General features: G+C 74.2%; 11 protein-coding genes and 1 riboswitch. Of the genes, 9 read left to right on the top strand and 2 right to left on the bottom strand.

Annotated features, from left to right (window positions below):
* Positions 1–209 precede the first annotated feature (209 nt).
* The 7 genes from GA0070614_RS04590 to GA0070614_RS04560 all read left to right on the top strand — a co-directional run bounded on the left by GA0070614_RS04590 (position 210) and on the right by GA0070614_RS04560 (position 8,271).
* The gene (locus tag GA0070614_RS04590) at positions 210–1,493 is read left to right on the top strand and encodes an SGNH/GDSL hydrolase family protein (protein ID WP_172892556.1); all 1,284 of its coding nucleotides are present in this window, start codon (positions 210–212) and stop codon (positions 1,491–1,493) included.
* Between the two features lie 61 nt (positions 1,494–1,554).
* On the top strand, positions 1,555–2,772 hold the full coding sequence (locus GA0070614_RS04585; protein WP_088974786.1) for a cytochrome P450: 1,218 nt from the start codon (positions 1,555–1,557) through the stop codon (positions 2,770–2,772).
* Between the two features lie 8 nt (positions 2,773–2,780).
* Entirely contained in the window at positions 2,781–3,776 is a 996-nt protein-coding gene (locus GA0070614_RS04580; RefSeq protein WP_088974785.1) for an alpha/beta hydrolase, read from the top strand.
* A complete protein-coding gene (locus tag GA0070614_RS04575) occupies positions 3,769–4,908 on the top strand; it encodes an alpha-hydroxy acid oxidase (protein ID WP_088974784.1) in 1,140 nt (379 codons plus the stop codon). Before GA0070614_RS04580 ends, GA0070614_RS04575 begins: the two co-directional genes overlap by 8 nt.
* Before the next feature lie 3 nt (positions 4,909–4,911).
* Positions 4,912–6,231, top strand: a complete 1,320-nt coding sequence (locus tag GA0070614_RS04570; protein ID WP_231933529.1) for an aminotransferase-like domain-containing protein — start codon at positions 4,912–4,914, stop codon at positions 6,229–6,231.
* A gap of 61 nt (positions 6,232–6,292) precedes the next feature.
* Positions 6,293–6,553, top strand: coding sequence for a hypothetical protein (locus GA0070614_RS04565; protein ID WP_088974783.1), 261 nt, complete (start codon positions 6,293–6,295; stop codon positions 6,551–6,553).
* Between the two features lie 68 nt (positions 6,554–6,621).
* Positions 6,622–8,271 (top strand): ribulokinase, encoded by a 1,650-nt coding sequence (locus GA0070614_RS04560; protein ID WP_088974782.1) that lies wholly within the window; start codon positions 6,622–6,624, stop codon positions 8,269–8,271.
* Positions 8,272–8,645: 374 nt separating this feature from the next.
* Here the strand turns inward: GA0070614_RS04560 and GA0070614_RS04555 are convergent, their stop codons facing one another.
* Positions 8,646–10,064, bottom strand: coding sequence for a glycine hydroxymethyltransferase (locus GA0070614_RS04555; protein ID WP_088974781.1), 1,419 nt, complete (start codon positions 10,062–10,064; stop codon positions 8,646–8,648).
* A gap of 18 nt (positions 10,065–10,082) precedes the next feature.
* Positions 10,083–10,172, bottom strand: a riboswitch (ZMP/ZTP riboswitch).
* Between the two features lie 96 nt (positions 10,173–10,268).
* Here GA0070614_RS04555 and GA0070614_RS30125 point away from each other — a divergent pair.
* Both GA0070614_RS30125 and GA0070614_RS04545 read left to right on the top strand, forming a co-directional pair.
* The gene (locus GA0070614_RS30125; protein ID WP_157744936.1) at positions 10,269–10,517 is read left to right on the top strand and encodes an SDR family oxidoreductase; all 249 of its coding nucleotides are present in this window, start codon (positions 10,269–10,271) and stop codon (positions 10,515–10,517) included.
* Between the two features lie 46 nt (positions 10,518–10,563).
* Complete coding sequence (locus GA0070614_RS04545) at positions 10,564–11,415, top strand: metallophosphoesterase family protein (protein ID WP_088974779.1); 852 nt, start codon at positions 10,564–10,566, stop codon at positions 11,413–11,415.
* Positions 11,416–11,464: 49 nt separating this feature from the next.
* Here GA0070614_RS04545 and GA0070614_RS04540 read toward each other — a convergent pair whose 3' ends face one another.
* Positions 11,465–11,965: a hemerythrin domain-containing protein gene (locus GA0070614_RS04540; RefSeq protein ID WP_088974778.1), complete on the bottom strand. Its 501-nt coding sequence runs from the start codon at positions 11,963–11,965 to the stop codon at positions 11,465–11,467.
* Positions 11,966–12,078 lie beyond the last annotated feature (113 nt).

Raw genomic sequence — 12,078 nt, 5'->3', positions numbered from 1 at the left:
AGCCTAGGCACGCGGCGGGGTCGGCGGACAGAGCCGAACGGCGGTCGAGTCCACACAGTGGACATTTGATCATGTCGATCGGGTCGATTGACGCCCGTCAGAGCCGGCGGCTAGGTTTCCGTCCATCGCCCGGGCCGTGGTGATCATGGAGCCGGCCCTGGGCTGCCACAGATGGAGGTTCAATGTCGACCCCGAAACGATGGCACGTCATAGCTTCCACGGCCGCGCTGCTGGTCGTGGGCACCCCGGCGGTGGTGGCCAGTGCCGGCCCCTCGGACGCCGAGAGCGCCCGCCAACCGCGGGCCGAGTGGGCGGGCACCTGGGCCGCCGCCGTCACCCGCGGCAACACCGTCGGCCTCACCAACACCGGCCTGAACAACCAGAGCATCCGGATGACCGTACGCACCAGCGTCGGCGGAGACCGGCTGCGGGTACGGCTGAGCAACCTCTACGGCGAGCAGGCCGTCAAGGTCGGCCACGCCACCGTCGCCCGGCCGAACACCGGCACGCCCGACGACCGCTCCGACATCGACGCGGCCACGCTGCGCGAGCTGACCTTCGGCGGGTCCACCTCGGCCACCATGAACAAGGGCGCCGAACTGCTCAGCGACCCGCTGGACTTCCCGGTGGAGGAGCAGGAGGAACTGGTCGTCACCCTGCACTTCCCGGTGCTCACCGGCCCGGTCACCTTCCACGGCCAGTCCAAGGTCACCAACTTCATCGGGGCCAGCGACCTGACCACCGCCGCCGACGGCGCCGGCTTCACCATCCGGCCCAACTGCTGCTGGATGTTCCTGTCCGGCCTCGACGTGCAGCGGCGGCACAGCCCGGGCGCGATCGTGGTGCTCGGCGACTCGATCGGCGACGGCAACGGCAGCACCGTCAACGCCCACAAGCGCTGGCCGGACCTGCTCGCCGACCGGCTGGTCGACGCCCGCCCGGAGGTGCGCACCCCCGGCGTGCTCAACCTGAGCCTGGCCGGCAACCGGCTCAACCACGAGGGCCCCGAGCCCGGCGCGGGCGGCTTCCCCGGCTACCCGGAGCTGGGCCCGAACGCCCTCGCCCGGCTCAACGAGGACGTCTTCCCGCAGACCGGCGTGAAGACCGTGGTGACCCACCTCGGCATCAACGACATCTGGATGTCCGGCGACTCCGCCGAGAGCATCATCGCCTCGCTGCGGCAGGTCAACCAGCAGGTCAAGGCACGCGGCCTGCGCAGCCTCGCCGCCACCCTCACCCCGTACGAGGGGCACGGCAACCCGGGCGTGTGGACGCCGGAGAAGGACGCCACCCGGCAGGCGGTCAACGCCTGGCTGCGGGGCGAGGGCGCCGCCGAGTTCGACGGCCTGCTCGACTTCGACGCCGTGCTGCGCGACCCGGCCCAGCCGAGCCGGCTGCTGCCGGCGTACGACTCGGGTGACCACATCCACCCGAACGACGCCGGCAACAAGGCGATGGCGGACGCCGTGCCGCTACGCCTGCTCGGCCTGTGACACCGGGGGCGGCGGGGTGACCCGCCGCCCCACCGTCCATTCCTGGGGAGGAAGCACCACCGTGGACGTCAACGAGATCCTGTCCGGCCTCTACAGCGAGCAGGGCCGGCAGGACCCCTATCCGTGGTACGCGGCCCTGCACACGCACGGGCCGATCAGCGCGATCCCGGCCCGGCCCGAACACAGCACCGTCGGCGCCGTCGCCGTCGGGTACGACCTGGTCGACGCGGTGCTGCGCGACCCCGAGTGGCGCAAGGGGTCCCCGCCGGGCTGGCAGGAGCAGGAGATCCTGCGCACCTTCATGTCGTCGATGATGTTCACCGACCCGCCGGAGCACACCCGGATGCGGGCGGTGTTCGCGAAGACCTTCACCCCGCGTCGGCTCGGCGCGCTGGAGCCGGTGATCGTCCGGGTGGTCGACACCATGCTGGAGCGGATCGCCGAGGCCGGCGCCGGCGGCGCCGAGGTGGACTTCGTGGCCGACTTCGCGTACCCGGTCCCGGCGCTGGTGATGGCGGAGTTCATCGGCCTGCCCGAGGCGGACCTGACCTGGTACCGGCAGCGCGTCGAGTGGATCGACGAGTACATGGACGTGGCCGGCAAGACCCCCGAACGCCTCGCCCTGGCCAACCGGGCCGCCGAGGAGCTGCGGGTGTTCTACCGCGACCTGATCGCCCACCGTCGCCGCGCCCCCGGCGAGGACCTGATCAGCGGGCTGGTCGAGGCGCTCGACTCCGGCGAGGTCGACCTGACCGAGGACGAGCTGATCAGCAACCTCATCGTGCTGTTCAACGCGAGCTTCGTGACCACCGTCTACATGTTCAGCAACGGGCTGCCGCTGCTGCTGGCCCACCCGGACACCGTCGCGGCGCTGCCCGGCGACGACACGCTGGCCCGCGGCTGCGTCGACGAGGTGCTGCGGATGCAGAGCCCGGTGCACTTCCTGGCCCGGGCCGCGCCCCGCGACACCGACCTCGGCGGCGTGCCTGTGCGGCAGGGGGACAACGTGCTGCTGATCATCGCCGGGGCCAACCGCGACCCGGTGCGGTTCCCGGACCCGGACCGCTTCGACCCGCGCCGGTCCGGTCCGCCCTCGCTCGCCTTCGGCGTCGGCCTGCACTTCTGCCTCGGCGCGGCGGTGTCCCGGCTGGAGGGGACGGTGGCGTTGCCCCGGCTCTTCGCCCGCTTCCCCGACCTGGCCGTCACCCGGACGCCGACCTACAGCGGGAGCCTCTTCCTGCGCGGGATCGACAAGCTCTTCGTCTCGACCGGCGGATAGGAGCCGACATGCCCCTCGACCCCCAGGTGGTGGCGTACCGGGCCGCGCGGGCGGCGGCCGGCACCCCGCCGCTGTACACCCGGACCCTCGCCGAGGCCCGCGCCGCCGACCTCGCCGCGATCCGCGCCGGCGGCGGCGACGTCGAGCCGGTGCACGAGGTACGCGACACGCACGTCCCCGGCCCCGCCGGGGACATCCCGGTGCGCGTGCACCGGCCGACCGGCGGCGGCCCGATGCCCACCCTGCTCTACTTCTTCGGCGGCGGGTGGACGCTCGGCAGCGTCGACACCGCCGACGGGATCTGCCGCCGGCTGGCCAACGCCACGCCCTGCCAGGTGGTGACGGTGGGCTACCGGCTCGCCCCCGAGCACCCCTTCCCGGCTGCCGTGCACGACTGTCACGCCGCCACCGCCTGGATCGCCGCGCACCCCGCCGAGTTCGGGGCGGACCCGCGGCGGCTGGTCGTCGGGGGCGACAGCGCGGGCGGCAACCTCGCCGCCGCGGTGACCCTGCTGGCCCGCGCGGACGGGCCCCGCCTCGCCGGCCAGCTGCTGGTCTACCCGAACACCGACCAGCGGGCCGAGCGGACGCCGGCCGCCGACGAGGACCCGATGCTGTTCAACCGGCACTCCGTGGCCTGGTACCGGGGCCACTACCTGCCCGACCCGGCCGACGAGACCCACCCGCTCGCCTCGCCACTGCTCGCCGACGACCTCTCCGGCCTGCCGCCGGCCCTGGTGGTCACCGCCGAGTACGACCCGCTGCGCGAGGAGGGGGAGCGCTACGCCCAGCGGCTGCGCGAGGCCGGCGTGCCGACCCGGACCAGCCGCTACGACGGGATGATCCACGGCTTCTTCGCCATGCCGGGTGTCTTCGACGCCGGCCGGCGGGCGCAGGACGAGGCGGCGGCCTTCCTGCGCGAGCGCTTCGCCCTGCCCGACCCCGCCGACACCGACGCCGGGCGGCCCGGGGTCACCGTGGCGGGCGGACCGGCCGATGGCTGACCCGGCCGACATCCCGCCGCCGCCCACCGCCGCCCCGCCCGCCGGTGACGCCCCGCCGGCCTGCCTGGCCGACTTCGCGGCGCTGGCCCGGGCCGTGCTGCCCCCGGACACCTGGGACTTCGTCGACGGCGGCAGCGGCGCCGAGACCACCCTGGCCGCCAACCGGGCCGCCCTGGACCGGGTCGCCGTGCTGCCCCGGGTGCTCACCGGGGTGGAGAGCCCGCGCACCGGGGCGAGGTTGCTCGGGCGCGAGCAGGCCATGCCGGTGGCGGTCGCGCCGATGGCGTACCAGAGACTGCTGCACCCCGACGGCGAGCCGGCGCTCGCCGCGGCCGCCGGCGCCGCCGGGGTGCCCTACGTGCTCAGCACGCTGAGCAGCACCCCGATCGAGGAGGTCGCCGCCGCCACCGGCGGCCCGCTCTGGTTCCAGCTCTACTGGCTGCGCGACCGGGGGCTCGTCGCCGACCTGCTCGACCGCGCCACCGCCGCCGGCTGCGCCGCGCTGATGGTGACCGTCGACGTGCCGGTGCTGGGCCGGCGGCTGCGCGACGTGCGCAACGGCTTCGCGCTGCCGCCGCACGTCACCGCCGCCAACCTGCCCCGGGGCCGGGACGACCTGGCGCACGCCGGCACCCCGGGGGTCTCCGCGATCGCCGCGCACACCGGCGCGGTCTTCGCCCCGGCGCTGCGCTGGAGCGACCTGGAGTGGCTGCGCGCCCGCACCCCGCTGCCGCTGCTGGTCAAGGGGATCCTCGACCCGCGCGACGCGGTGCGGGCGGTAGGGGCCGGCGTGGACGCGGTGGTCGTCTCCAACCACGGCGGCCGGCAGCTCGACGGCGCCCCGGCCACCGCCACCGTGCTGCCCGAGGTGGTGGCCGCCGTCGACGGCCGGGCCGAGGTGCTGCTGGACAGCGGCGTGCGCGGCGGCGGCGACGTGCTGCGCGCCCTCGCCCTCGGCGCGACCGGGGTGCTCCTCGGCCGGCCCCTGCTCTGGGCCCTCGCCGCCGGTGGCCGGGCCGGGGCCACGACCGCGCTGGCCCTGCTCGCCGCCGAGCTGCGCGACGCGTTGACCCTCAGCGGCTGCGCCGACCCGGACGAGGCCCGGCAGCTGCGTACCCTGACCGGAGGTTGAGCCGTGGACGCACCGGTGGACCTGGCCGTCGCCGACCTGCACCCGGCGGTCGACGACCCCGCCCTGAACTCGATGAACTTCCTCAACGAGGTCGCGCAGCACTGGCCGGACGCGGTGTCGCTCGCCGCCGGCCGGCCGTACGAGGAGTTCTTCGACGACGACGCGCCCCGGCGGTGGCTGGAGCGGTTCCGCCGGCACCTCGTCGAGGACCTGGGCCAGAGCCCGGCGCAGGCGCAGCGCACCCTGTTCCAGTACGGGCGCACCAAGGGCATCGTGCACCACCTCGTCGCCCGCAACCTGTCCGTGGACGAGGGCGTGCACGTCGACCCGGAGGCGGTGGTGGTCACCGTCGGCTGCCAGGAGGCGATGTTCCTGGTGCTGCGGGCGCTGCGCGCCGGGCCGCGCGACGTGCTGCTCGCCGTCGCCCCCACGTACGTCGGGCTGACCGGCGCGGCCCGCCTGGTCGACCTGCCGGTGCGCCCGGTGGCCGGCGGACCGGCCGGGGTCGACCTGGCCGACCTGCGCGAGCAGGCCCGCCGGGCCAGGGACGACGGGTTGCGGCCCCGGGCCTGCTACGTGATGCCGGACTTCGCCAACCCCTCCGGCGCCAGCATCGGCCTGGCCGACCGGCGGCGGCTGCTCGACCTGGCCGCCGAGGAGGAGCTGCTGCTGATCGAGGACAACCCGTACGGCCTCTTCCCGGCCGGCGACCAGGGCCGGCTGCCGACGTTGAAGGCGCTGGACACCCGACGCCGGGTGGTCTACCTCGGCTCCTTCGCCAAGACCGTGCTCCCCGGCGCCCGGGTCGGCTACGTGGTGGCCGACCAGCGGGTGGCCGGCGCCGACGGCGGTGTCGGCCTGCTCGCCGACCAGCTCGCCAAGATCAAGAGCATGGTCACGGTGAACACCTCCGCGCTGGCCCAGGCGGTGATCGGCGGCGCGCTGCTGGAGCACGACTGCTCGCTGGTGACCGCGAACGTCCGCGAGCGGGCGGCGTACGCGCGCAACATGCGGCACCTGCTCGCCGGCCTGGCGCGGCGCTTCCCGCCGCCCTCGCCGGTGACCTGGACCGCCCCGGCCGGCGGCTTCTTCGTGGTGGTCACCGTGCCGTTCCGGGTCGACGACGCGCTGCTGCGCCGCTCCGCCGAGGAGTACGGGGTGCTCTGGACGCCGATGGCGCACTTCTACGACGACCGCACGCCCGTCGACGCGCTGCGCCTGTCGGTCAGCGCGGTCACCCCGGAACAGATCGACCTCGGCCTGGACCGGCTCGCCGCCCTCGTCGCCGACGAACTGGACCGCGCCCCGGCCCCCGCGCGCTGATGGCACACCGTCGTCGATCCGCCACCCCCCGTGCTACTCGCGTCCCCATCGGACGGTCATAATGGGCCGCATGGTCGCTTGGGAGTACGCCCTGCTGGTCCGCCGCTACCAGGGACAGGGACGCAATTTCCACGTCTCGTTCGTCTGGTACGGCCCGGACGGGTCGCGCACCGACATCACGGCGTACGGCGACACCGCCATCGCGCACCTCAACCGGGCCGGCCGCGAGGGCTGGGAGCTGGTCTCCGCCGCCGAGGACGTGAACAACGTGCAGGGCAGCACCGAGGTGCACCGGTACCACCTCAAGCGGCAGATCGGCTGACCGTCCCGGATTGCTAGCGTGGCCCGGCCGCCCCGCGAGCGCCGGAGGCGGGGACGGGAGGGTCGGCGGTGACACGGCGGTACACCATCGGCGTGGACTTCGGCACGCTCTCCGGCCGCGCGGTGGTCGTCGCCGTCGACGACGGCGCGGAACTCGGCAGCGCCGTGCACGCGTACCGGCACGGGGTGCTCACCGACCGGCTGCCCGGCGGCGTCCCGCTGCCCCCGGACTGGGCGTTGCAGGACCCGGCCGACCACCTCGACGTGCTGCGCGTCGCGGTGCCCGCCGCGCTGGCCGACGCCGGGGTCGACCCGCGCGACGTGATCGGCATCGGCGTCGACGCCACCTCCTGCACCGTGCTGCCCACCCGCGCCGACGGCACCCCGCTCTGCGCGCTGCCCGGCCTGCGCGACCGCCCGCACGCCTGGCCCAAGCTGTGGAAGCACCACGCCGCGCAACGCCAGGCCGACCGGATCAACACGGTCGCCCGGGAACGCGGCGAGCCCTGGCTGGCCCGCTACGGCGGCCGGGTCTCGGCCGAGTGGCAGCTGGCCAAGGCGCTCGAACTGCTCCAGGCCGACCCGGAGGTCTTCCACGCCGCCGACTGCTGGATCGAGACGGCGGACTGGCTGGTCTGGCGGCTCTGCGGGCGCCGGACCCGCAACGTCTCCGCCGCCGGCTTCAAGGGCCTCGTGCAGGACGGCCGCCACCCGTCCGCCGACTTCCTCGCCGCCGTGCACCCCGACCTGCCCGGGCTGCTGCCGAAGGTGGACGGTCCGCTCGCGCCCGCCGGCGCCCGCGCCGGGACGCTCACCGCCGAGGCGGCCGGCTGGACCGGGCTGCCGGAGGGCACGCCGGTGGCGGTCGGCGCGATCGACGCGCACGTCACCGCGGCGGCGGCCCGGTCGGTGGCCCCGGGGCGGATGCTCGCCGTGCTGGGCACCTCCACCTGCCTGATCATGAACGCGGACAGCTGCCACGAGGTGCCCGGCCTCTGCGGCGTCGTCGACGGCGGGGTGACCGCCGGCCGGTGGGGCTACGAGGCCGGCCAGAGCGGGGTCGGCGACATCTTCGCCTGGTACGTCGACCGGGCGCTGCCCGCCGGGTACGCCTCGCTCGCGGCCGACCGGGGCGTCAGCGTGTACGAGCTGCTCGACTCCCTCGCCGCCGACCAGCCGGTCGGTGGGCACGGGCTGCTCGCGCTGGACTGGCACAGCGGCAACCGGTCGGTGCTGATGGACCACGAGCTCAGCGGCGTGCTGGTCGGGCTGACCCTGGCCACCCGGCCGGAGGAGATCTGGCGGGCGCTGCTGGAGGCCACCGCGTTCGGGGCCCGTACCGTGGTCGAGGCGTTCACCGCCGCCGGGGTGGCGGTGGACGAGCTGACCGCGGCGGGTGGCCTCACCGCCAACCGGCTGCTGCTGCGCGTCTACGCCGACGTGCTGCGCCGGCCGCTGCACGTGCTGGACGCGGCGCACCCGGCGGCGCTCGGCGCGGCGATCCACGCGGCGACGGCAGCCGGGGCGTACCCGGACGTGGAGGCGGCGTCGGCGGCGATGGGCGCCCCGCACCGCCAGATTTACCACCCGGACCCGGCCCGCGCCGCCGCCTACGACGACCTGTACGCCGAGTACCGCGCCCTGCACGACCACTTCGGCCGGGGCGGCACCGAGGTCCTGCACCGCCTGCGCGCCCTACGCCACCGCGCCCTCCGCTGACCCGGCCCCACCCCTGGAACCCGCCCCCACCCCGCCCCGGCGTGCCCGACCCCGGCCCCGGCCGGTTGATCAAGAGATTCGCGCACGGGGAGAGCGCTTCACCGTCCCAGAACGTCTTGATCAACGGCCAGTGTCCGGCGGGACGCGCGGGCCTCTACCCGGCTCCGGTTGATCAAGAAGTTTGCGCACGGAGAGAGCGCTCCACGGTCCCAGAACTTCTTGATCAACAGGGCGGCGGGGGCGGGGCGGGGCGGGTCAGCGGGGTCAACGGGGATCAACCGGTCGGCGGGCACGCCGGGCGGCGGGGCACGGGGTGGGGACAGCGCGACGCCCCGCTCGGCAGGGCCGGGCGGGGCGTCGGGAGCGCGCGAGGGTCAGCCCAGGTCGACGGCCGGGTAGAGCGGGAAGCCGGTCAGCAGCTCGCTGGCCTGCTTGCTCACCTTGTCGGCCAGCGCCGCGTCCAGCACGTACTTGGCCTTCGACTCGCCCGGCGTGGTCTGGCTGAGCACGGTGTGGATCAGCTCGGCGGTCTCGTCCATCTGCGCCGTGCCCAGGCCCCGGGTGGTCAGCGCCGGGGTGCCGATCCGGATGCCGGAGGTGTACCAGGCCCCGTTCGGGTCCTGCGGGACGGCGTTGCGGTTGGTGACGATGCCCGAGTCCAGCAGCGCCTGCTCGGCCTGCCGGCCGGTCAGGCCGTAACCGGAGACGTCGATGAGCACGAGATGGTTGTCGGTGCCGCCGGTGACCAGCTTCGCGCCCCGGCGGGTCAGGCCCTCGGCGAGCGCCTGGGCGTTGTCGACGATCCGCTGGGCGTAGTCGGCGAAGTCCGGGCGGCGGGCCTCGGCCAGGGCGACGGCCTTGGCCGCCATCACGTGCGGCAGCGGGCCGCCGAGCACCATCGGGCAGCCCCGGTCGACCTGGTCGGCCAGCTCCGGCCCGCAGAGCACCATGCCGCCGCGCGGACCGCGCAGCGACTTGTGGGTGGTGGTGGTGACGATGTGCGCGTGCGGCACCGGGTCGAAGTCGCCGGTGAAGACCTTGCCGGCGACCAGGCCCGCGAAGTGGGCCATGTCGACCATGAAGGTGGCGCCGACCGAGTCGGCGATCTCCCGCATGATCCGGAAGTTGACCTTCCTCGGGTACGCCGAGTAGCCCGCCACCAGGATCAGCGGCTTGAACTCGCGGGCCGCCTCGGCCACCTTGTCGTAGTCGATCAGACCGGTGGCCGGGTCGGTGCCGTAGCTGCGCTGGTCGAACATCTTGCCGGAGATGTTCGGCCGGAAGCCGTGGGTGAGGTGACCGCCGGCGTCCAGCGACATGCCCAGCATCCGCTGGTTGCCCAGCTCCCGGCGCAGCGCGAACCAGTCCGCCTCGGTGAGGTCGTTGACCTGGCGTACCTGGGCCTTCTTCAGGGCGGGGGACTCCACCCGGTCGGCCAGGACCGCCCAGAAGGCGACCAGGTTGGCGTCGATGCCGGAGTGCGGCTGCACGTACGCGTGGGACGCGCCGAACAGCTCCCGGGCGTGCTCGGCGGCGAGCGCCTCGACGGTGTCGACGTTCTGGCAGCCGGCGTAGAACCGGCGGCCGACGGTGCCCTCGGCGTACTTGTCGCTGAACCAGTTGCCCATGGCCAGCAGGGTGGCCGGGGAGGCGTAGTTCTCACTGGCGATGAGCTTGAGCGACTCGCGCTGGTCGGTCAGCTCGGCGCCGATGGCGTCGGCCACCCGGGGCTCGACGGCACGGATCACCTCGAGCGCGCTGCGGAAGGCGGTGGATTCGGCGTTCAGCGACATGCGACCTCCTACTGACGTGCGGAAGGCCCAGGCGCTCGGCGTGCGTCCTCATGACGGGACCGCTTCCCGATGGTGCTCCATCCCCACGCGCCAGTCACGGCCCACCGGCGATCCTACCGGGTCGCCCTCGTGGCGTCCGGATCCACCTCGCCGCCGGCCGATGCGGTCGGGTCCCGAGGACACCGGGTCACGGTCACCTCGCTGATGCCCGGGCCGACCGACACGAAGTTCTTCGCGCGTGCCGACATGGAGGACACCCGGGTCGGCGCCGGGCCGAAGGACGACCCGGCGACGGTCGCCGCGCCGGGCTTCGCGGCGCTGATGAAGGGCGAGGAGAAGGTGGTCGCCGGCTCGCTGAGGAACAAGGTCCAGGCGGCGGCCGCGCGGTTCACCCCGGACCGGCTCAAGTCCGAGCAGCACCGCACGATGGCCGAACCGGGCTCGGCGGAGTGAGGTTCGCGTTCCCCACGACGCTTCGCGGTCTGCGTACGATCGGCTGATGTCGGGACAGGAGCGCGACGGGAGCCTGGTCGCGATCAGCGACCTGCACATCGGGTACCCGGAGAACCGGGCGCTGGTCGAGGCCCTGCGACCGGAATCGCCCCGGGACTGGCTGATCGTCGCCGGGGACGTCGCCGACACCGCCGCCGACGTCGAGTGGGCGCTCGGTCTGCTCGCCGAGCGGTTCGAGAAGGTGGTGTGGTCGCCCGGCAACCACGAGTTGTGGACCCCCCGGGGCGACCCGGTCACGTTGCGGGGCCTGGCCCGCTACGAGCACCTGGTGCGGCGGTGCCGGGCCCTGGGCGTGGTGACCCCGGAGGACGAGTACCCGGTGTGGCGGGGCGCGGGCGGGCCGGTGCTCGTCGCGCCGCTGTTCCTGCTCTACGACTACAGCTGGCGACCCGAGGGGCTGGACCGGGAGGCGGCCCTGGCCGAGGCGTACCGCACCGGGATCGTCTGCACCGACGAGTTCATGCTGCACCCCGACCCGTACCCGGACCGGGCGCAGTGGTGCGCGGCGCGGGTCGCCGAGACGGCCCGGCGGCTCGCCGGGCGTGACCCCGCCCTGCCGACCGTGCTGGTCAACCACTGGCCGCTGGTGCGGGACCCGACCCGGGTGCTGCGGTACCCGATCTTCGCCCAGTGGTGCGGCACCGAGGCCACCGCCGACTGGCACCGGCGCTTCGACGCCGTGGCGGTCGTCTACGGGCACCTGCACATCCCGCGCACCACGTGGCACGACGGGGTGCGCTTCGAGGAGGTCTCGGTGGGCTACCCGAGGGAGTGGCGGCAGCGGAGCGTACCCCCGGGGCGGCTGCGCCGGATCCTGCCCGCACCGGACGTCCCCTGACACGCGACGGGGCCCGGCCGACGGCCGGGCCCCGTCGCGTCGTGGCGGCTCAGGCGGTCACCGCGTCGACCGCCTTCTTGATCGCCTTCGGCTCGGACGGGCTGCGCGGCGCGTCCGCGCGCATGTCGATCATCCGCTGGCCGATCTCCTGGAGCTGGTTACGGCCGAGCGCCTCGCGCACCTTGGGGAACCACTCCTGCTCCTCCTCCTCGACGTGGTGCTCGACGTTCTCGATCAGCACCGTGGTCTTGGCCACGAAGCGCGCGTCGGAGGGGTCCATGGCGGCCAGTTCGGCGCAGAGCAGGTCGGCGACGTGGTGCTCCTCGTACGACTCGAGGATGTCGTCCTCCAGGTCCGGCAGCAGCTTGCGGACCTCCGGGTACATCACCTCGTTCTCCAGGTACGTGTGCACCGTCAGCGCCTCCAGGATCTGCCGCACCAGCCGGCCGCGCGCCTCGGCCGGACCGTCCTCGGCCTTCTGGAACTCGCGGAACAGGCGGCGCATCTCCTTGTGGTCCTCTTTGAGCAGGACGATGGCATCGGTGGACACCGGCGGACCTCCTTGGTTCGTCTGACGCCGGATCTCCTACCCCTGGTATGAGCTGCGAAAACGAATGGGACCCGGCGGATGTCCGCCGGGTCCCACCGCTGGTGCCGTGGTGC

The sequence above is a fragment of the Micromonospora coxensis genome (genome assembly GCF_900090295.1).
In the GTDB taxonomy this organism is placed as follows: domain Bacteria; phylum Actinomycetota; class Actinomycetes; order Mycobacteriales; family Micromonosporaceae; genus Micromonospora; species Micromonospora coxensis.
Note: the sequence above shows the minus strand (reverse complement) of the source record. Positions and strands in the feature narration are given on the sequence as shown.